The following is an 18,467-nucleotide window of genomic DNA, read 5'->3' as shown; positions in this document are numbered from 1 at the left end:
TTACGAATCAGGCAGAATATGGGAGATGATCCTCAATTCAGCATTCACCAAGAGATACTCGCCCCCCTCACAGCCCTCCAGGAAAGAATACGCAGGGTTGTGAAACCGCACATCTGCCCCGCCTAATAATCGCTTCCGCCGGACGCCCGGCAGCAATATGGTCACCGCATGGACCCGATCACCACAACAGATGCACTCGCCACCGCCTGTGAGCGCCTGGCCCGCCACCCCTTCATTACCGTTGATACGGAATTCCTGCGGGAAACCACCTTCTGGCCCAAGCTGTGCCTTGTGCAGGTGGCTTCGCCCGAAGACGCCTTCCTGATCGACGCGCTGGCCGAAGGGCTGGACCTTGCCCCCTTCTACAAGCTGATGGGCAATGAGCGGGTGATGAAGGTGTTCCATGCCGGGCGACAGGATATCGAGATCATCTGGCATCAGGCCCATCTCATTCCCCACCCGGTGTTTGATACCCAGGTCGCAGCCATGGCGCTGGGTTATGGCGACAGCATCTCTTACGATCAGCTCGTGCAGCGCGTATGCGGGGAAAGCATCGACAAATCCTCCCGCTTCACGGATTGGTCGCGCCGGCCGCTCAGCAAGGCGCAGCTCAGCTACGCGCTGGCGGATGTCACCCATCTGCGGGATATCTACACCCGTCTCACCGCGGATCTTGAAAACCGCAACCGGGCGGAATGGGTAGGTGAGGAGATGCATGTTCTCACCTCTCCCGCCACCTATGAGCAGCACCCGGAAAAGGCATGGGAACGGCTGAAATCCCGCGCCCGTAAACCGCGTGATCTGGCGGTGCTGATGGAGGTTGCCGCCTGGCGCGAGCAGGAGGCGCAAAGCCGGGATCTGCCGCGCGGCCGCATCATCAAGGATGATGTGGTGGGGGAAATCGCCACCCAGCAGCCACAAACACCGGAAAAGCTGGCCGAGCTGCGTTCTCTGCCCAAGGGGTTCGAGCGCTCACGCTATGGCGAGGCTGTTCTGGAGGCGGTAAAGCGAGGCCTTGCCCGTGACACCAAAAACCTGCCCCGCATCGTGCGCGGCAAACCTTTGCCCAATGGTGCCAGCGCTACCATGGAGCTACTGAAGGTTCTGCTGCGCATGACGGCCGAGGAACATGACGTCGCGGCCAAGGTCATCGCCACAACGGATGATCTGGAACGCATCGCCGTGGATGACAACGCCGACGTGCCGGCCCTGAGCGGTTGGCGGCGTGAGTTATTCGGCGAAAAGGCGCTGGCGCTCAAGGCCGGGCGCCTGGCGCTCGCCGTGCAGAAGGGCCATGTCGTCACCATGAGCCGCCCGGAAGACGAAGGCTGAAGCCGCGTCAGACACCGTGTGACGACACATCTTGCGCAACGTGAGGCGGGCTCAGTCCGCTTCGCGTTCCAGCCCTTCCATATCATCATCCGACAAGCCGAAATGGTGACCGATCTCATGGATCAGCACATGGCTCACCACCGCGCCAAGGGTTTCTTCATGTTCCGCCCAATAATCCAGAATGGGCCGACGATAGAGAAACACCATATTGGGCATCTGCCCGGTCTGCCCCAGCCCACCGCCCTGCGCCAGGCCAATGCCCTGAAACAGCCCCAGAAGATCAAACGGGTTTTCCAGCCCCAGTGAGGTGAGCACCTCATCCGTGGGGAAATCCTCGACCTGAATGAGCATATCACCACACAAGGCGCGAAAAGCGCCGGGCAGGTTTTCAAAAGCGCGGCGCGCCAGAGCCTCCAGATCCGCGATCTCCGGTGCGAAACAATTTTCCCACGCCATGACGGCCATTGTGTCCTCCCTGTTGCACAGGTTTTGAGGGCAGGTCCTCACGCGGGCGTGATGGAGCAAGCTCATCTATTAAGGAACCCTTAACGGCCGGCCACGTTTTCCCTTCAAGACACATTGAAGGAGAGTGACCATGGCTCGCAAGCTCTGGGTCACCGGCTCGCTGGTGGCCATTATCGCAGTGGCGGCAATTCTCGCCCCGCATGATGGGGCGGATGCAAGCAGTCTTTCCGCAGCCCTTCTGCCACTGTTCTGACGCGCACGCTTGAAGCCCCACATAAGCAGCCCCGGCGTGGAGGACAAAAAACAAGGCCCGGCGAAAACCCGCCGGGCCTTGTCATCTTCAGATGGAGAAATCCGGGCGGATCATTTTTCATCCGTCCTTCAGTCTGCGACCTCAGCCCGCCTTGGGGAAATCGCGCACATCCACGAAGTGGCCGGCAATGGCTGCCGCCGCCGCCATGCTCGGCGACACCAGATGCGTGCGCCCCTTGAAGCCCTGACGACCCTCGAAATTACGGTTCGAGGTGGAGGCGCAACGCTCCTCAGGGGCCAGACGGTCGGCATTCATGGCCAGGCACATGGAGCAGCCCGGCTCACGCCACTCAAAACCCGCCGCGACGAAGATCTTGTCCAGACCTTCAGCCTCGGCCTGTTCCTTCACCAGACCGGAGCCCGGCACCACCATGGCGGACACATTCGGGTTCACCTTGTGGCCTGCGGCAATGGCCGCCGCCGCACGCAGATCCTCAATACGGCCATTGGTGCAGGAGCCGATGAAGACCCGATCAATATTGATGTCGGTGATCTTCGTTCCGGTGGTCAGCCCCATATAGGCCAGAGCGCGCTTCTTGGCGGCCCGCTTCACATCGTCCACGATCTTGTCCGGATCGGGCACCACGCCTTCCACGGAGATCACATCTTCCGGGCTGGTGCCCCAGGAGACGATGGGCGGCAGGGCGGCGCCATCCAGCACCACCTCGGCATCGAAATGCGCGCCTTCATCGCTGTGCAGGGTCTTCCAATATTCCACCGCCGCATCCCATTCGGCACCCTTGGGGGCCTTGGGGCGGTTCATGAGATAAGCGAACGCCTTCTCGTCCGGTGCCACCAGGCCGGCGCGCGCACCGCCCTCGATGGACATGTTGCACACCGTCATGCGGCCTTCCATGGAGAGGTCGCGGATCACGTCACCGGCATATTCGATCACAAAGCCTGTGCCACCGGCGGTGCCGATCGTGCCGATGATAGACAGCGCCACATCCTTTGCGCTCACGCCTTCCGGCAGCTTGCCGTTGACGGTGACGCGCATGTTCTTGGCTTTTTTCTGGATCAGCGTCTGGGTGGCGAGCACATGCTCCACCTCGGACGTGCCGATGCCGTGCGCCAGTGCGCCAAACGCGCCATGGGTGGAGGTGTGGCTGTCGCCGCACACGATTGTCGTGCCCGGCAGGGTGAAGCCCTGTTCCGGCCCCACCACATGCACCACGCCCTGGCGCTTGTCGAAGCCATCATAATATTCGATGCCGAATTCCTTGGTGTTCTCGGCCAGCGCGGCAATCTGCGCGACGCTTTCCGGGTCCGGGTTCGGCTGGGTGCGATCAGTGGTGGGCACGTTGTGATCCACCACGGCCAGCGTCTTCTGCGGCGCACGCACCTGACGACCAGTCATGCGCAGTCCCTCGAATGCCTGGGGGCTGGTCACCTCATGCACCAGATGGCGGTCGATATAGAGCAGGCAGGTGCCATCTTCCTGACGCGCGACAACATGCTCGTCGAAGATCTTGTCATACAGGGTGCGGGGGCCGCTGGCGGATTCGGTCATGGTGTGTCCTCGGGATCGTTCTTGTGTACGCACGGGCGCAGCCATGGCGCTGCCCGTTTATTCAAAAAGAAGGGAAATGGGCCTCAGGCCCCCGCCACGGCGGATGCGGTGGTGGTGAAGCGGCCGAAGAAACGACCCGGCAGACGCACATGGTCCGGCACGGCCGCAAATTCCATGGTCGTACGCGCAAAAAAAGGCCCGACGGCGCGATGCACCATCGCACCAAGGCGCGGCACAGCGCGCGAAAGGGGCGAGTACGAACGAAACATATTGTTTTTTACCAGTTCCAGCCTGTTCCGGCAATCCGCATGCACATGCAGCAGTTCGGTGACATATGCCTGTGATGAAATGCCGGCTAAAGGGGCGTGTTCCACATATGGCGCTGGCCTGCCTGTCTGCAAGCCAGCCACAGCGACAATCACGAAACTGGCCCGCCGATATTTCCCGGCGGCCACGAAAGACACAGCCCGATGCAGTTCATCGCGACCTTCAGCCTCATGCAGTTTCTCGATACGGTTATCAGCCTTGGCGCAGCTTTCATTCTGGGCACGCTGATTGGCGCGGAAAGACAATATCGGCAGCGCACGGCGGGCCTGCGCACCAATGTGCTGGTTGCCGTGGGTTCGGCCGCCTTTGCAGATCTGGCCACGCGGATCGGTTTTCCCTCCGATGCCATGCGTGTGGTGGCCAATATCATTACCGGCGTCGGCTTTCTCGGCGCAGGCGTCATCATGAAGGAGGGGCTGAATGTACGCGGCCTCAACACCGCAGCCACATTGTGGTGCTCGGCAGCGGTTGGCTCCTGCACCGGTACGGACATGATTGCGGAAGCGCTGCTGCTCACCTTCATCATCATTGCCGGCAACACGCTGCTGCGCCCTCTGGCCGCCGCCATTGACCGCATTCCGCTGAATGAGCGCTATTCTGAAGTCAGCTATGAATTGCGTCTGACCTGCGATGGCCGCCTGGTGGAGCAGACCCGTAACGCCCTGATCGAAGCTCTGGAAGCTGCGGATTATCCCGTCAGCGATGTCACGGAAGATCGTTCCTATTCTGAAGAGGGCTGTGCGCTCGTGGCCCGTCTTGTCAGCACCTCTGTGGACCCCGATGAGTTGGATGAGGTGGTCAACAAGCTGAAGCGCCAGCCGGGCGTGACCTATGTGACATGGGAAAGCAGCACGCAGGACTGAGCCATAAAGCGCCCTGCGGCCATCACAGGCGTATCCGGCCGGGCATCCCGGCCGTGCGCCGCCGTAGGGCGCTGCACATCTACAGAACTAGCTGGCCAGATGGTGCAGCACGATGCCGCTGGTGGTCGCCACATTGAGGCTGTCGAAGCGCGGCGCCATGGGAATGGACACGGTGCGCGTGCGGGCCAGCACCTCGCGCGGCAGACCCGGCCCTTCAGCCCCGAACAGGGCAGCCACGCGGCGTGGCCGCTCCATCTCCGCCAGCCGCTCCCGCCCTGCCGGAGACAGCGCCACAACTTCAAGCCCGGCCTGCTCCATGCGCTCCACCATATGGGCGGCATTATCGACCCGCGTATAAGGCACCACCAGGCTGGCCCCCACCGAAACCCGGATGGCCTTGCGATAAAGCGGATCGCAACAGGTGGAATCCAGCAATATGGCATCCGCGCCAAAAGCTGCGGCGTTGCGGAATATGCCACCCATATTATCGTGATTGGAAATGCCCACCACGCCAACCACCAGCGCTTTCGGCCCCAGCCCGGACAGCAACTTTTCCGGGGGCTGCAATGCGCCAGCTTCACCCAAGGCCAGAATACCGCGATGAATGGGGAAACCCACCACAGCATCCATCACCACCTGCCCGGCCACATAAATGGGCAGATCCTCCGGCAGCATGTCCAGCACATCTGCCAGCCGGTTCACCTGCGCCCGCGAAAGCAGCAGGGAGAGAAGACGATGACCGGCCTCGGTCTCATCCGCCCCCCCCTCCTCGGCCGCGCGCTTCAGCCGGGTGGCGAGCAGGCGCAACACCACCTCCCCCTCGGCCATGAAGCGCCCCTGCCGGCCCACGAGATCTCGCTCCCGCACATGGCGATATTCGGCAATACGCGGATCTTCGGCATCATTGACGGGGAGAATCAGGGGCATCTTCGCCTTACGGGCACAACTGGCCCCGCAGTGGAACGCACCACGAGGCTTGGGGAAAGCTCCACCCGCTGGACCGGACGCTCCGGCGTTTCCAGCCGTGCCAGTGCGAACTCGGCGGCGATGCGGGCATATTCGGCAATACGGGCATCTATTGTCGTGAGAGGTGGATAGCATATCCCCACATCCCCCACATTATCAAAGCCGATGAGGGAGAAATCCTGCCCCGCCGTCAAGCCTGCGGCACGCAATTCCAGAAGAGCGCCGGAGGCCAGCATGTCATCACAGCAGACCGCAGCCGTTGGCGGCTCCTCCAGTGCCAAAAGCCGGGCCATGCCCTCACACCCGAAATCGCGCTGCCCGTTGCCATCCACCACCAGTTCGGGAAGAACCGAAAGCCCGGCCGCCTTCAGTCCATCAATATAGCCGGCACGCCGACGGCGGCTCGTGGATACGGCCATGCCCCCGCCAATCATGGCGATGCGCCGATGCCCCAGCCCCAGCAGATGCCTGATGGCCAGCATCATGCCGGCATGATCGTTACAACCTGCAAAATCGAAACTGCCGCCATCCACTTCACGCATGGCCTGCACCACCGGCACACCCGTGACCGCAATCTGCTCCAGATCCTCCCGCGTGCAGGATGCAGCCGGAGACAGAATGAGCGCATCCGGGCGATACTCAACCAGAGTACACAATGCGCGCGACTGATGCGCCACACTCTCCCGGCTCACGCCGAGAAGTACGCTCTTGCCTGCAAGGGCGAGGCGCTCTTCCACCGCAGCCAGAAGTTCGAGCGATGCGGGATGGAAAATATCGTGCAGCCCCACCCCCATGATATTGGTGCGGGCCGTGCGCAAGGCGGCGGCGCTGCGATTGGCCACATAGCCTCTGGCGCGTGCAACCTCCTGCACCCTGTCACGGGTGGCGGCGGCGACAACCGAACTGTCACGCAATGCGAGAGAGACTGTCGCGGTGGACAGGTCCAGTTCATGCGCCAGTTGCTGGAGAGTCACGCGGCCTCTCGAGCGGTTTGGAATCTCGTCCATGCTGTTCCTTGCAAGGACCCGCGACTTGGAAGGAAATATCGCCTGCAAAGAATAACGATATTTCCGGCCCTGACCTCGGCGCGGCCCTTTCCCTGACCTCACGCTTCCCTACCCCGTGCAGGCTCACCCCTTGCAGACTCGTCCCGCACAGGTCTCGAACCATTCGAGTGCGAACAATCGAAACGCGATAGGGTACTCTCTCCCCGCTGGATCGATTCGCGTCAAGATTGTGCTGCTTTTCCATCCCTCCAAAATCATGCGGCAGGGCATGCTTCGTTCTGCATGCTGGCGATGATGCAACAAAGACTGTGCGTTCACGCGCCCGGACGCAATTGCGCCGAAATCCGGCCTGATGAACTTCCGCCTGTGCCAGATGCGTATTTGCCTCCCACGGGGGGAGACACCATCATGTGCATTGCGGCCCTGCGCCGAAGGACGGAGAGCAGATCATCTTGCACCCGAACGCACATTCCCCCGCCCTACACCCGCCCCGGCAAGCCGGGCGATTGGTGAGCGTGGATTTCTGGCGCGGTTTCGCGCTTCTAACCATCTTCATCAATCATGTGCCGGGGCTGTTTCTGGGCCATTACACCTTCCGCAATTTCGGTGTTTCAGATGCAGCGGAACTGTTCGTACTGCTGGCTGGCGTTTCCGCCGCCTTCGCCTATCTGCGCAAATATGGCCCCGGCTCGCGGCTGGGTGTCGCCATCCGCGTGTGGCTGCGGGCCTTCAACCTGTATGCGGCGCATCTGGCGCTGGTGCTGGTGGCTATCGCCACCATTGGCGGCTTCGCCATCTGGAGCGGTGATTTCCGCATTCTGAACCAGTACCATCTCGATCTTCTGCTCAACACGCCGCTGGAAGGGCTGGTGGGCATTGTATTGCTGACCTTCCAGCCAGCCTATCTCAACATTCTGCCGCTCTATGTGGGGGTGCTGCTGATGGCTCCGGCGCTGATCGCGCTGATGCGGCGCAGCATTGCGCTGGGGCTGGGCGTATCTTTCGCGTTTTATGTTGTGGCACAACTGGCGGGCCTCGCCCTGCCGGTGTGGCCCAATAACGGGCGCTGGTTCTTCAACCCCTTCACCTGGCAATTTCTGTTTGCCTGCGGACTGGCCATTGGCGCGGCCATTGATTCCGGGCGAATGCTGGTGGCGAACCGGCTGCTGGACATTCTTGCCCCACTCTATCTGCTGGCCTGCCTGGGCTGGGTGTGGGCTGGCTTTCCCTATGCTCTGGAGCTGTGGCCCCTGCCCACTTTCGCTCTGGGCTTCGACAAGACCAATCTTGATTTGCCGCGCCTGCTGCACATTCTGGCGCTGGTTTATTGTGTCTCTCGCCTGCCCCTGGAAAATCTGTTTCGTCAGAGCCGGATGGCCCGCCCACTCATCGTCATGGGGCGCCATTCCCTGCCGGTTTTCTGCGTGGGCACCATTCTCAGCCTTGGCGCACAGGCAATGCGGCCCGTTTTTGAAGGTGCGCTATCCTTCGATCTGTTCATTATTGGCGCCGGTTTCTTCATTCAGTGGCTGGTGGCCTGGACGTTGGAATGGCAGCGCGGCCATGCGCTTGCGCCGCAGATAGCCGCAGCCAGCCGGCCGGTTGGGCAGAATATCACCCGGCAGGAGCCCTTGGCTTCATGAACCGATCGCGCGCCATATCTGCTGCATTTATGGCGCGCGCACTGCCCGCCGTCTTCAGCCTGTTGCTGGCTGCCGGGCCTTCCCCCGCCATGGCTGATATGTCCCGCGCCTGCCACGTACCGGATGCCCTGCTGGTCTTTGATGCCCGGCTGACGCGCATCAGCCGGTTGGTCGATCACTCACAGCCTGTGCGCATTTTGCGCATCCGCGCCTTTCAGGATGGTCCCGAAGCAAAAACGCTCAACAGCGAACTGGCCCACCGCCTGCCGGATGTGCGCTTCACCATCATTGAGGAATATCCCCAGCCCGGCGACGCAGAAGATGACTTCGCCCAGATCCGCACTGCCATTGATGAGACGGACCCGGACCTCGTGATCTGGCAACTGGGCACAGGCGATGCGCTGGCCTCCACGGATCTCGACTCCTTCAGCCAGACCCTCGGACATGCCGCAGACTGGATCGAACGGCGGGATGTGGATCTGGTTCTGGTTGATCCCCCTTTTGTGCCCAATGTCGCGCATGAACGGCTCTATCGACGGATTTCCGCATGGATCGACGCCATTTCCAGACGTGAGCGCATGAATGTGGTCAACCAGTATGACGCCACCCATTATCTGCTCTCGAAACGGACTGCGGCCACACCAACCACATCCCCTTCTGCATTGCCATCTCCTGCACCCGCACGCCCCCACTGCATGACAGAGCTGATGGCCGAGGCTATTGTGCGTGCAGCAACACGCTGAAGCCTTCTTCCCAAGGGCCGCGCCATCTGTCGGGATTCCCTCAGCTTTTCCCGCATGCCTTCACCACCGATTAACTGCTGGGGCTGCACATTGCCCTTCGTCAGTCAGCGTTGCTTAGGGTTGCGACATGCGGAGCTTGGTCAAGGGGGCGGCGGTTCGTGCGCCTCGCAAGAACAACATCATTGCGGAAGCTGTCGCGCCCGCCTCCTTGCCGGTGAACTCGGTATTTGTCGGCGACAGCATTGCGCATCTCGCCTCACTGCCGGCAGAGAGTGTCGATCTGGTGTTTGCCGATCCGCCCTACAATCTCCAGCTTGGCGGCGAACTGAAGCGCCCGGATGAAAGCCGTGTGGATGCGGTGAACGACTCCTGGGACCAGTTCGAAAGTTTCCAGGCCTATGATGCCTTCACTCGCGCCTGGCTGCTGGCCGTGCGCCGGGTGATGAAGCCGACCGCCACCATTTTCGTGATCGGCTCCTATCATAATATCTTCCGCGTGGGCGCGCTGTTGCAGGATCTGGGCTTCTGGATCCTGAATGACATCATCTGGCGCAAATCCAACCCCATGCCGAATTTCCGCGGCCGGCGCTTCACCAATGCGCATGAAACCCTCATCTGGGCCGCGCGGGATGAGAATGCGAAGGGCTACACCTTCAATTATGAAACCCTGAAGGGCGGCAATGAGGATGTGCAGGTTCGTTCGGACTGGCTCATTCCCCTGTGCACCGGCCATGAACGGCTGAAGGATGAACAGGGCCGCAAGGTGCACCCCACCCAGAAACCGGAAGCGCTGCTGGCGCGGGTGATGCTTTCCGCCTCCAAGCCGGGCGATGTCATTCTAGATCCCTTCTTTGGTTCCGGCACCACCGGGGCCGTGGCCAAGCGCCTGCGCCGCAACTTCATTGGCATTGAGCGCGAAGAGAGCTATGCGCAAGCGGCCCGCGCCCGTATTGATGCTGTAGAACCGCTGCCGGAAGAGGCGCTTGTCGCCCCGCCCAGCGCCCGCGAAGCCCCGCGTGTCGCCTTTTCCGCACTGGTTGAGCGCGGCCTTGTGGAGCCGGGTGCGGAACTCACCGACGCCAAGGGCCGTTTCCGCGCCGTGGTGCGGGCCGATGGCACCATTGCCCTGGCACATGAAGAACCCGCCGCCGGCGTGCAGAAAGTAGGCTCTATCCACCGTATGGGTGCGATGGCGCAGGGCGCACAGGCCTGTAATGGCTGGACCTTCTGGCATGTGGAGCAGGAAGGCCGTCGCCACCCCATTGATGAGCTGCGCGCCCGCCTGCGGGCCGAGCTCGGCCTTGCCGGCGGCTGAATTGAGGCCCAAAACCTCATTTGCCGTTGGACTGTCTTCTTAGCTTCGCAAAAATGTAAGCCGGCGCGTGGATACTCCGCGCGGCGGCAGGTTGATGCCTGTCTGTCATGGTTGGGGCCGGAACAGTTCCCCGAAGAACTGCCGGGACATGAGGGACACGATGAAAGATCCGTTCACGAAAACCATCAGCTACCGGCTCAACCATACGGCCCGTCTGCAACGGGCCTTTTCGGCGCGCCTGCTGGCGGATCTGGGCCTGTTTCCCGGACAGGAAACGGTTCTCAAGCTGCTCTCCGATCAGGATGGCCGCACCATGGGTGATCTGGCCGCAGCCTTGCGCGTGCGCCCCCCAACCGCTTCCAAAACCGTGGCGCGCCTCACCACCCAGGGGCTGGTGGAACGTCGCACCAGTGATGGGGATGGCCGTATCGTGCGTGTCTATCTCACAGATCAGGGCCGTGAACGCGCTGGCTCCATTGATGACATCTGGGAGCTGATGGAAGAGGAAATCACCGCCGGGCTGGATGGCAAGGAGCGCAAGCGCCTGCGCAAGCTGCTGCGCAAGGTGGAAAAGAACCTCGCCGCCCGCCTGGGCACCGATGAAGGCGACGAGGATGATGCCGACGCCGGTGACGAGGATGACGACATCTGAGTTCCTCCAGCGCAGCTTGTGCGCGGGCAGCTTCTTCCCTGAAGCATGACACCGGAGACAGCCTACTGGACGAACGCCCTGGGCTTCTCCTAAATGCGTGACCACATGCCCATACGACATGCGCAGGAAAATTATGGCCGACACACAGCATTCCCCAAACAATGACATTCTGGACCCGGGCCGCATCGCGCCCTCTTCCGGCGGTTCAAATGCCCTCATGCCGGCGAAGATTGTTTATGGCCTGTATGCCCTGGGCTTCTTCGTCGGGCTTACCAGCCTTGTCGGGGTCATCTACGCTTATATGTCCCGCGGCAAGGACCCGGTTCTGGATACCCATCTGCGCTTCCAGATCCGCACTTTCTGGATCAGCCTGGCGCTGGCCTTTGCCGGCGCCATTCTCACCACAGTGTTTGTTGGCGTTCTGGTGCTGCTTTTCCTCGTCATCTGGGGCCTGATCCGTGTGATCTCCGGCTTCCTTCTGGCGAATGACGGTCAGCCTGTTCGCGGCACGAAATACTGGGGCATTCTGGCCTATTGAAGCCAGCTCCAGTACTTACGGGCCCGCGCGTTTTCTAAAAACTACGCCCTCACGGCCCGGCGCAGGCCGCTCGTGCAAAAAGGCCGCTCATGCAAAAAAGCGTGGGCGGCCTTTCTGCGTCATCTCCCTTTGGTCAAAATCCGGCCTATGCTTGGATCTTCCGTTTCACCAATCGACACAGGGCCTTATGTCTGCTCCCCGTCTCCTTGTCGTTGAAGGCAATATTGCACAGGACCGCGCCGCGCAGATCAGTTGCGGCGGGCAGGCTGCGGGCGAAGCCTATGCCGCCCTGCTGCGCGAACTGTGGCCGGGCGTCGTAACGGAAATCTGCTATCCGGCAGATCCGGGCGCGCATCTGCCGGATAGCGCCGGGCTGGAAGGCTATGATGGCATCGCCATTACCGGCTCTTCCCTCAATATCTATACAAGCGCCCCCGCAGTGGAGGCACAGATTGGGCTGATCCGCACGGCCTTTGAAAGTGGCGTGCCCATGTTCGGCAGTTGCTGGGGGCTGCAACTGCTCACAGTCGCGGCCGGAGGCAGCGTGCGGCTGAGCCCGAAGGGGCGAGAAGTCGGCTTTGGCCGACGCATTCGCCAGACGGCACATGGTGCCAGCCATCCGCTCTATGCCGACAAGCCCCCGGTCTTCGAGGCTATGACCGTGCATCAGGATGAAGTGGAAACCCTGCCGGAAGGCGCGCTGCTGCTGGCCACCAACGATCATTCCGCCGTGCAGGCCACCGCATTCTCGGCCGGGCGCAGCACCTGTTGGGCGGTGCAATATCACCCGGAATATCCGTTCCGCGAAATGGCTGCCATTTTCCGCCGTTACTGCCCCAAGCTGATCGCCGAGGGCTTCTTCATGGATGAAGAGGAAGCCGGCCTGTTCATTGCCGATCTGGAGCGCCTGGAGCGCGACCCAGGCAACAAATCGCTTTCCTGGCGCTTCGGCATAGATGGGGCGGTGGCTCGCAAGGCGGTGCGCACGCAGGAACTGCGCAACTGGATCGACCAACTGGTTATCCCCACCCGCACCGCACGGGGCCGGGGCTGAAACATCCATTCAGCTTTGCCGCAGATGAAACAGGAAAGCGGGCTGCCATGCCTGCCCGCTTTCACCCCCATATCTGCGACTGCACCGCATGAACGGCCTTATTCTTCACCACTCCGGTTCTTGCGACGCCGCAGCATCTTCATCACCAGGCCAAAGACCTGCATGGCCATGCCCGGCAAAGCTGCATCCAGCGGGTTGCGCACAAAGGCTGCAATCTGGCTGACATTGGAGCCCGCGCTTTTCAGATCACGGGAGACGGCGGCCATTGCTGCACCATGGACTTCATTGGCCAGTCCCAGTTCATCACCGGAACGCACCCGCATGCCGATAAAGGCCAGCAGTAACGCCAACACCACTCCTGCCCCACCCGTGATGGCTGCGGCCAGCTTCGCGCCATAAATTTCTTCCAGCGCCAGAAAGCCGGCAACGCCCAGCATGATGACGCCAAAGACACCAACGAGAAGAGCAAAAGCGAAAAAGCCGGATTTCTTCATCACCCGCCGGAAATGAATCTCGGCGATAATCAGATCCGTGCGCGCCAGAATGCGCAGATTGCGTACCAGATTGTCCATGTCACTCATCTGCGCCTCCATATCCCCCCGAGCAACAGCCCGACCATGAAGCTGACGCCCATGGCCGTCATGGGCTGGCTTTGCACAAAGCGCCCGGCGCTCTTCTGGCCGCGACGCCACAGTTCCGCACTCGCCGCCATGGTTTCGCGCATCTGGCTTTGCGCATCATCCGGCGCGGCATCCTTTGCGGATGCATTGTTTTGGATCAACGCAGCAGCCAGCGCACGCACCCGCGCAGATAGATCTCTACTGCCCCTTGCCATGCCTCAGCCTCCCCTTCTCTGCAACACACCACCCGGCAGACCGGATATGCGGCATGACATGCCTCAGCTTGGACCCCGCCCCACAGGGCCTGTCAAGGCAAGCCACCTTGACCACTGGGCCGCTTGTGGTCCTGATGGCACAATAAGACAAAGCGTCCCCTTTCCGGACGCTTTTTCATGCCAGCCTGTATAGAAGGCCCGCCCGTCGGCCTGCTCAAGCCAAAGAGGTAAACATGTCCCGCATGGCACATCTGCTGCTGACTGGTGCAGCGCTTTCCTGTGCACCACTGGCCTGGGCCGCGAGCCCCGCTTTTGCGCAAGCCGAGCCCCCCGCTGCAACAGCCCCAGCCCCCGCAAACGCCACGGACCCGGCTCAGGCCAATTCCCGCTTTTCCTTCTCGCAGACAGATGATGGCGCCTTGCGGCTGGACAGCAAGACCGGCGCGGTCTCCCTCTGCGCCAAGGGCCCGGAAGGCTATGCCTGCAAGCTGCTGCCAGACAGCCAGAAGGCTTATGAGGCCGAGCTGGCCCGTCTGCGCAAGGAAATCGCGACGCTCAAGGGCGAAACCGGGCAAACGGAACAGCCAGAACTCGACCCCGGCAATCTTTCCGGAGACATGCCTCCAGACCCGGCAGATGTCGATGCAGTGCTGGATTATGCTGAAAAGTTTTTCCTGCGGCTGAAGCAGATGTATGAGAATCTCAACTCATCTCCAGCCCCCAACCCGCAGGAGGAACAGCTCTGAGATTCCTCTGAACTGTTCCCGCCACGGCAAGACAGGCGAAGCGGAACACTTCGCCTGTCGGGCATGGGTCTAGAAATCCCGCAGGAAGGCATCAATACGCTTCAGGGCCTGATCCGCAATCTGGCACGGGAACGAGATGAAGACATGGCAGCCACCGGGATACACGCCCAGTTCCGTCGTGTTACCGGCCGCAAGCCAGGCATTGGCCATAAACAGCGTGTCATCCAGCAGCGGATCAAGCGACCCGACAGTGAAGAGCGCCTTGGGCATGTCATACAGGCGGCCCATCAGCGGTGAGACATCCGGGTGGTCCGGCGCGCCGCCCTTGTGCAAATAGTAATTGATGAACCGCTCAATATCGAACGTGTTCAGCACCAGCGGCAGTTCCCCCCAGTTGCGCACCGAAGGCGTCATGCGAAGATCATAACAGCCAGAGGTGAGGTTCACTGCGGCGAAGGGCGTCAGTCCGTAACGATCCCGCAGGCGCAGCAATGTGGTGACGGCCAGAGTCGCGCCCCCCGATTCGCCACCAATGGCAAAGCGAGTGGTGCCGAACCGCGCCGCGCCCTCCTTCACCAGCCACAAGGCGGCAGCCTCGCAATCATCCGGCCCCGCCGGATAGGGGTCTTCCGGGGCCAGCGCATAATCCACCGAAACCACGGCCAGCCCGCAATTCGCGGCGATGCGGCTGGTGAGGTTCTCATTCTCGCGGGCGGAGCCCAGCGTCCAGCCCCCGCCATGCAGATGCAGATAAACACCTCTGGGTGCACCTTCCGGCAGAATGATCCGCACCGGCACAGGGCCACGCGGGCCGGGAATGGTATCGGTCAACGCCTTCGGGTTTTCCGGCGGCAGGGGAAACAGCCCCTTGTTCTCCAGCCGCTCCCGGCGCATCTGTGGCAGAGGGGTATTCCAGAGATCCGGCACCTTCCGCAGGGCCTTGACCACGGCGTCATTCACCATGCGCGTGTCAGCCGCAACGGAAGCGGCATCGAACACATCCGGATCAAGGACGAGATTGGACATAAAGATCTCCCGGTCTGGAGTTCAAACTCTTCTTCAACTGCAATTTCTGCGCATCAGAAACACCGGCGCACCATAGCAGCCTGACTGCCGGGGAAAACCGTAGCGTGGCCACAGAGGTGTAAAAGGTGGACAAACAAGGACTTGACATCAAAACATTCGCCCTGCCCAACGCCACATTCAGGAACAGCCCATGACATCGCGCCGCCCCCGCGCCACCCGCAGCGCAGCCCAGTTCACCCCGCTGAACGGGCATGCCGAATGCCGGCTGCAAGTGGAAACAGCAGGACAGGGTTTCACCGAGATCACGCGCGAGGCGACGGCCTTTCTTGCAGAAACCGGCGCGCTCACCGGCCTTCTCACCCTGTTCTGCCGGCACACATCCGCCGCGCTCTGCATTCAGGAGAATGCCGACCCTGCCGTGCAACACGACCTGCTGACCGCGCTGGACCAGCTCGCTCCCCGCACCTTTCCCTGGACCCATGATGATGAGGGCCCGGATGACATGCCGGCCCATATCCGCGCCATGCTGGGGAATGTGAGTCTGTCCATTCCCGTCAGCCAGGGCCGCATGGTGCTGGGCACATGGCAGGGCATTTACCTGGCCGAACACCGCGACAGGCCCCATCAGCGCGAACTGATCCTGACATTCACTGGCCAAATACGGGATTTCTGTTGATTGGCGCACCCCAAATTTGCCATTCCTCAATGAAGGCGGGCCGTATTCGATACATTCCATGGGCGCAGCGGCATTTTGCCTCTATGAAGAGAACGGGCAATCCACAACCCGCCGGGGAGGATGCATTGGGAGATGACGCCAGGGATGGTTTCCGCCTGATTATCGCGGACGATCACCCGCTGTTTCGCGGAGCCTTGCGAGAGGCTGTTCTGGGATATGACGACCAGACACGGATCGAAGAAGTCGGCACATTTGACGACCTCACCGCGCGCCTTGAGGATGATTCCGATTTCGACCTCATCCTGCTGGATCTGACCATGCCGGGTGCGCGGGGCTTTTCGGGGCTGATTTATTTGCGCGCCCAATATGCGGCCCTGCCGGTGCTGGTGGTTTCCGGCAATGAGGAGCCGATGGTCATTCGCCGCTGTCTGGAGCTGGGAGCCTCCGGCTTCATGCCCAAGACCATGGATGTGTCTCATATGCGCGAAGCCATCGCCCAGGTTCTGGATGGCGAAAGCTTCACCCCGCCGGATGTGGAACTCAACGCGCCCGGTGATGCAGAGACAGACGCCATCATCACCCGTCTGAGCACCCTCACCCCGCAACAGGTGCGTGTGCTGATGATGCTCTCCGAAGGCCGGCTCAACAAGCAGATCGCTTATGAGCTTGGCGTCTCGGAAGCCACCGTCAAGGCGCATGTTTCCGCCATTTTGCAGAAGCTTTCGGTTGAAAGCCGCACCCAGGCGGTGATTGCCGTTTCCAAGGTGGATACCGCCTTGTGGAACCAGCAGGCCTGCTGACGCACGTCATCACAACGCTCAGTCAAGACTCTCGCGCCATAATGCCGGCAACAGACCGATTCAGGTCGCAGACCGATTGACATGGCCGACCCGCCCCGCACAAGAGCCGGAGCCGGTGGCGCGAGAGGAAAGCCGCGTGCAAGCTTCACAGCGTGATCTGCCCAAAAGCGAGACGCCCCGGCCCGGTGCACCGCATCATTCCCTGTGGGAGGCGGTGACCGTTTATCTGCGCCCCAGTGTGCTGGTGGTGATTCTGCTGGGCTTTTCCTCCGGCCTGCCGCTGGCTCTCACCGGCACCACGCTTTCTGTCTGGATGACGGAAAGCGGAGTGAGCCTGGCCAATATCGGCCTGTTCTCGCTGGTGGGCCTGCCCTACACACTGAAATTCATCTGGGCTCCGCTGGTGGATGCGCTGGATGTGCCCCTGCTCTCCCGCCTGTTGGGGCGTCGGCGGGGCTGGCTCATGGCCTCGCAGATTGCGCTGATGGGCAGCATCCTGTTCCTGGGGCTGCAAGACCCTGTCACCTCTCCATTCATGGTCGCGCTGGGAGCTCTGGCCGTGGCCACCCTCTCCGCCACACAGGATATTGTGGTGGACGCCTTCCGCGTCGAACGGCTCGATACCAGCGAACAGGCGGCCGGCATGGCCGGCTATGTGGCGGCCTATCGCATCGGCATGCTTGTTTCCGGTGCGGGTGTCATCGCACTGGTGGCCTGGATGGAATATTCAGGCGTGCCAAGCGCGCATGTCTGGTTCTGGGGTTATGTGGGCGCGGCGGCCTGCGTGCTGGTGGGCATGGTGGCCACCCTGCTGGCCCACGAGCCGACAGCTCCGGTTCGCGAAGAAGGCGTGGGCGCGATGACCCGCGTCGTCACCACCGCCATTGGTGCTTTCAGCGAATTTCTCAGTCGCCAGCAAGCCATCGCCATCTTGCTGTTTGTGCTGCTTTACAAATTTTGCGACGCCTTTGCCGGGGTGCTCACAGCGCCCTTTGTCATCTCCATTGGTTTTGACAAGGCCACCTATGCCGCCATTGTAAAGGGCGTCGGGCTGGCGGCCGCGCTGGCCGGGGGCTTTGCAGGGGGCTTTATTGCCCGTGCCCTGCCACTTTCCACCTGTCTGTGGATTGGCGGTATTCTGCAAATTCTCTCGAATCTCGCTTTTACCGGGCAAGCGCTGATTGGCGTGAACACCACGGCCCTCACGGCCACCATCATCGTGGAGAATTTCACCGGCGCTATCGGAACGGTGATCTTTGTAGCCTATCTGTCGGCCTTGTGCGGCGTGCGCGCCCATACGGCGACACAATATGCCCTGCTCACGGCCCTCACGGCCGTCGGGCGCACCGTGTTGGCCTCTGGCGGTGGCTTTGTCGCCGAAGCGACAGGCTGGCCACTGTTCTTCATCATCACCTCTCTGGCCGGCATTCCCGGCCTGCTGCTTCTGGTCTGGTTGCAGATGAAGGGGCATTTCCGCCATCTGGCGCGGGAAAATCAGGACCCAGACCCCGCCTAGACGGCCCGAGCCCGCCGTCTCCCAGCATCAGACACCTCTCCAACCCCGCCCGCGCCCAGCGGTGCGGGGTTTTTGATTTTCTAAAATCCACACAGATTATTGTTCACATGACACATTTCACATGATACATGGATATTAATA

General features: G+C 61.5%; 21 protein-coding genes. 13 read left to right on the top strand and 8 right to left on the bottom strand.

The window, feature by feature from the left end; translation table 11 throughout:
- The first annotated feature begins 168 nt into the window (after window positions 1–168).
- On the top strand, window positions 169–1,332 hold the full coding sequence (gene rnd / locus ACT6QH_RS02630; protein WP_444973258.1) for a ribonuclease D: 1,164 nt from the start codon (window positions 169–171) through the stop codon (window positions 1,330–1,332).
- Window positions 1,333–1,383: 51 nt separating this feature from the next.
- Here rnd and ACT6QH_RS02625 read toward each other — a convergent pair whose 3' ends face one another.
- Complete coding sequence (locus ACT6QH_RS02625; protein ID WP_444973257.1) at window positions 1,384–1,797, bottom strand: metallopeptidase family protein; 414 nt, start codon at window positions 1,795–1,797, stop codon at window positions 1,384–1,386.
- Window positions 1,798–1,927: 130 nt separating this feature from the next.
- Here ACT6QH_RS02625 and ACT6QH_RS02620 point away from each other — a divergent pair, with 130 nt between their 5' ends.
- On the top strand, window positions 1,928–2,050 hold the full coding sequence (locus ACT6QH_RS02620) for a hypothetical protein (protein ID WP_444973256.1): 123 nt from the start codon (window positions 1,928–1,930) through the stop codon (window positions 2,048–2,050).
- A gap of 141 nt (window positions 2,051–2,191) precedes the next feature.
- Here the strand turns inward: ACT6QH_RS02620 and leuC are convergent, their stop codons facing one another.
- Together leuC and ACT6QH_RS02610 are read right to left on the bottom strand one after the other, a co-directional pair.
- On the bottom strand, window positions 2,192–3,619 hold the full coding sequence (leuC, locus tag ACT6QH_RS02615; RefSeq protein ID WP_444973255.1) for a 3-isopropylmalate dehydratase large subunit: 1,428 nt from the start codon (window positions 3,617–3,619) through the stop codon (window positions 2,192–2,194).
- 83 nt (window positions 3,620–3,702) lie between these two features.
- A complete protein-coding gene (locus ACT6QH_RS02610; RefSeq protein ID WP_444973254.1) occupies window positions 3,703–3,888 on the bottom strand; it encodes a hypothetical protein in 186 nt (61 codons plus the stop codon).
- A gap of 201 nt (window positions 3,889–4,089) precedes the next feature.
- Between ACT6QH_RS02610 and ACT6QH_RS02605 the strand changes: the two genes are divergently transcribed.
- The gene (locus ACT6QH_RS02605; protein WP_444973253.1) at window positions 4,090–4,809 is read left to right on the top strand and encodes an MgtC/SapB family protein; all 720 of its coding nucleotides are present in this window, start codon (window positions 4,090–4,092) and stop codon (window positions 4,807–4,809) included.
- Between the two features lie 87 nt (window positions 4,810–4,896).
- Here ACT6QH_RS02605 and ACT6QH_RS02600 read toward each other — a convergent pair whose 3' ends face one another.
- Together ACT6QH_RS02600 and ACT6QH_RS02595 are read right to left on the bottom strand one after the other, a co-directional pair.
- Entirely contained in the window at window positions 4,897–5,736 is an 840-nt protein-coding gene (locus tag ACT6QH_RS02600) for a TrmH family RNA methyltransferase (RefSeq protein WP_444973252.1), read from the bottom strand.
- Window positions 5,727–6,782, bottom strand: coding sequence for a LacI family DNA-binding transcriptional regulator (locus ACT6QH_RS02595; RefSeq protein ID WP_444973251.1), 1,056 nt, complete (start codon window positions 6,780–6,782; stop codon window positions 5,727–5,729). The genes ACT6QH_RS02600 and ACT6QH_RS02595 overlap by 10 nt, the downstream gene beginning before the upstream one ends.
- Before the next feature lie 452 nt (window positions 6,783–7,234).
- On the opposite strand from ACT6QH_RS02595, the gene ACT6QH_RS02590 reads away from it, so the two are divergent.
- From ACT6QH_RS02590 to ACT6QH_RS02565, 6 genes are all read left to right on the top strand, one after another.
- Window positions 7,235–8,425: an OpgC family protein gene (locus ACT6QH_RS02590; protein ID WP_444973250.1), complete on the top strand. Its 1,191-nt coding sequence runs from the start codon at window positions 7,235–7,237 to the stop codon at window positions 8,423–8,425.
- On the top strand, window positions 8,422–9,168 hold the full coding sequence (locus ACT6QH_RS02585; RefSeq protein ID WP_444973249.1) for an SGNH/GDSL hydrolase family protein: 747 nt from the start codon (window positions 8,422–8,424) through the stop codon (window positions 9,166–9,168). The genes ACT6QH_RS02590 and ACT6QH_RS02585 overlap by 4 nt, the downstream gene beginning before the upstream one ends.
- A gap of 127 nt (window positions 9,169–9,295) precedes the next feature.
- The gene (locus tag ACT6QH_RS02580) at window positions 9,296–10,483 is read left to right on the top strand and encodes a site-specific DNA-methyltransferase (protein ID WP_444973248.1); all 1,188 of its coding nucleotides are present in this window, start codon (window positions 9,296–9,298) and stop codon (window positions 10,481–10,483) included.
- A gap of 160 nt (window positions 10,484–10,643) precedes the next feature.
- Window positions 10,644–11,135, top strand: coding sequence for a MarR family winged helix-turn-helix transcriptional regulator (locus ACT6QH_RS02575; protein WP_444973247.1), 492 nt, complete (start codon window positions 10,644–10,646; stop codon window positions 11,133–11,135).
- A gap of 133 nt (window positions 11,136–11,268) precedes the next feature.
- Complete coding sequence (locus ACT6QH_RS02570; protein ID WP_444973246.1) at window positions 11,269–11,673, top strand: DUF4870 family protein; 405 nt, start codon at window positions 11,269–11,271, stop codon at window positions 11,671–11,673.
- Window positions 11,674–11,860: 187 nt separating this feature from the next.
- Window positions 11,861–12,727 carry a type 1 glutamine amidotransferase gene (locus ACT6QH_RS02565; protein WP_444973245.1) on the top strand — a complete coding sequence of 289 codons (867 nt, stop codon included), beginning with the start codon at window positions 11,861–11,863 and terminating at the stop codon, window positions 12,725–12,727.
- A 98-nt stretch (window positions 12,728–12,825) separates the two neighbouring features.
- On the opposite strand, the gene ACT6QH_RS02560 is transcribed toward ACT6QH_RS02565, so the two are convergent.
- Window positions 12,826–13,308 carry a phage holin family protein gene (locus ACT6QH_RS02560; protein ID WP_444973244.1) on the bottom strand — a complete coding sequence of 161 codons (483 nt, stop codon included), beginning with the start codon at window positions 13,306–13,308 and terminating at the stop codon, window positions 12,826–12,828.
- Complete coding sequence (locus ACT6QH_RS02555; protein ID WP_444973243.1) at window positions 13,305–13,562, bottom strand: hypothetical protein; 258 nt, start codon at window positions 13,560–13,562, stop codon at window positions 13,305–13,307. Before ACT6QH_RS02555 ends, ACT6QH_RS02560 begins: the two co-directional genes overlap by 4 nt.
- A 233-nt stretch (window positions 13,563–13,795) precedes the next feature.
- Here ACT6QH_RS02555 and ACT6QH_RS02550 point away from each other — a divergent pair, with 233 nt between their 5' ends.
- Window positions 13,796–14,308, top strand: a complete 513-nt coding sequence (locus ACT6QH_RS02550; RefSeq protein WP_444973242.1) for a hypothetical protein — start codon at window positions 13,796–13,798, stop codon at window positions 14,306–14,308.
- 69 nt (window positions 14,309–14,377) lie between these two features.
- On the opposite strand, the gene ACT6QH_RS02545 is transcribed toward ACT6QH_RS02550, so the two are convergent.
- Window positions 14,378–15,334: an alpha/beta hydrolase gene (locus tag ACT6QH_RS02545; protein ID WP_444973241.1), complete on the bottom strand. Its 957-nt coding sequence runs from the start codon at window positions 15,332–15,334 to the stop codon at window positions 14,378–14,380.
- 190 nt (window positions 15,335–15,524) lie between these two features.
- On the opposite strand from ACT6QH_RS02545, the gene ACT6QH_RS02540 reads away from it, so the two are divergent.
- From ACT6QH_RS02540 to ACT6QH_RS02530, 3 genes are all read left to right on the top strand, one after another.
- A complete protein-coding gene (locus tag ACT6QH_RS02540; RefSeq protein ID WP_444973240.1) occupies window positions 15,525–16,010 on the top strand; it encodes a secondary thiamine-phosphate synthase enzyme YjbQ in 486 nt (161 codons plus the stop codon).
- A 125-nt stretch (window positions 16,011–16,135) separates the two neighbouring features.
- Window positions 16,136–16,810 (top strand): response regulator, encoded by a 675-nt coding sequence (locus tag ACT6QH_RS02535; protein WP_444973239.1) that lies wholly within the window; start codon window positions 16,136–16,138, stop codon window positions 16,808–16,810.
- A 157-nt stretch (window positions 16,811–16,967) separates the two neighbouring features.
- Window positions 16,968–18,326, top strand: a complete 1,359-nt coding sequence (locus ACT6QH_RS02530) for an AmpG family muropeptide MFS transporter (RefSeq protein ID WP_444973292.1) — start codon at window positions 16,968–16,970, stop codon at window positions 18,324–18,326.
- Window positions 18,327–18,467: the final 141 nt, after the last annotated feature.

This window comes from Haloleucobacter albus (genome assembly GCF_052492075.1).
This window is presented reverse-complemented; position numbering and strand designations above follow the sequence as displayed.

Coding starts and splice junctions, on each gene's coding strand:
- rnd (WP_444973258.1), top strand. CDS start 169: ATGGACCCGATCACCACAACAGATGCACTCGCCACCGCCTGTGAGCGC.
- ACT6QH_RS02625 (WP_444973257.1), bottom strand. CDS start 1,797: ATGGCCGTCATGGCGTGGGAAAATTGTTTCGCACCGGAGATCGCGGAT.
- ACT6QH_RS02620 (WP_444973256.1), top strand. CDS start 1,928: ATGGCTCGCAAGCTCTGGGTCACCGGCTCGCTGGTGGCCATTATCGCA.
- leuC (WP_444973255.1), bottom strand. CDS start 3,619: ATGACCGAATCCGCCAGCGGCCCCCGCACCCTGTATGACAAGATCTTC.
- ACT6QH_RS02610 (WP_444973254.1), bottom strand. CDS start 3,888: ATGTTTCGTTCGTACTCGCCCCTTTCGCGCGCTGTGCCGCGCCTTGGT.
- ACT6QH_RS02605 (WP_444973253.1), top strand. CDS start 4,090: ATGCAGTTCATCGCGACCTTCAGCCTCATGCAGTTTCTCGATACGGTT.
- ACT6QH_RS02600 (WP_444973252.1), bottom strand. CDS start 5,736: ATGCCCCTGATTCTCCCCGTCAATGATGCCGAAGATCCGCGTATTGCC.
- ACT6QH_RS02595 (WP_444973251.1), bottom strand. CDS start 6,782: ATGGACGAGATTCCAAACCGCTCGAGAGGCCGCGTGACTCTCCAGCAA.
- ACT6QH_RS02585 (WP_444973249.1), top strand. CDS start 8,422: ATGAACCGATCGCGCGCCATATCTGCTGCATTTATGGCGCGCGCACTG.
- ACT6QH_RS02580 (WP_444973248.1), top strand. CDS start 9,296: ATGCGGAGCTTGGTCAAGGGGGCGGCGGTTCGTGCGCCTCGCAAGAAC.
- ACT6QH_RS02575 (WP_444973247.1), top strand. CDS start 10,644: ATGAAAGATCCGTTCACGAAAACCATCAGCTACCGGCTCAACCATACG.
- ACT6QH_RS02570 (WP_444973246.1), top strand. CDS start 11,269: ATGGCCGACACACAGCATTCCCCAAACAATGACATTCTGGACCCGGGC.
- ACT6QH_RS02565 (WP_444973245.1), top strand. CDS start 11,861: ATGTCTGCTCCCCGTCTCCTTGTCGTTGAAGGCAATATTGCACAGGAC.
- ACT6QH_RS02560 (WP_444973244.1), bottom strand. CDS start 13,308: ATGAGTGACATGGACAATCTGGTACGCAATCTGCGCATTCTGGCGCGC.
- ACT6QH_RS02555 (WP_444973243.1), bottom strand. CDS start 13,562: ATGGCAAGGGGCAGTAGAGATCTATCTGCGCGGGTGCGTGCGCTGGCT.
- ACT6QH_RS02550 (WP_444973242.1), top strand. CDS start 13,796: ATGTCCCGCATGGCACATCTGCTGCTGACTGGTGCAGCGCTTTCCTGT.
- ACT6QH_RS02545 (WP_444973241.1), bottom strand. CDS start 15,334: ATGTCCAATCTCGTCCTTGATCCGGATGTGTTCGATGCCGCTTCCGTT.
- ACT6QH_RS02540 (WP_444973240.1), top strand. CDS start 15,525: ATGACATCGCGCCGCCCCCGCGCCACCCGCAGCGCAGCCCAGTTCACC.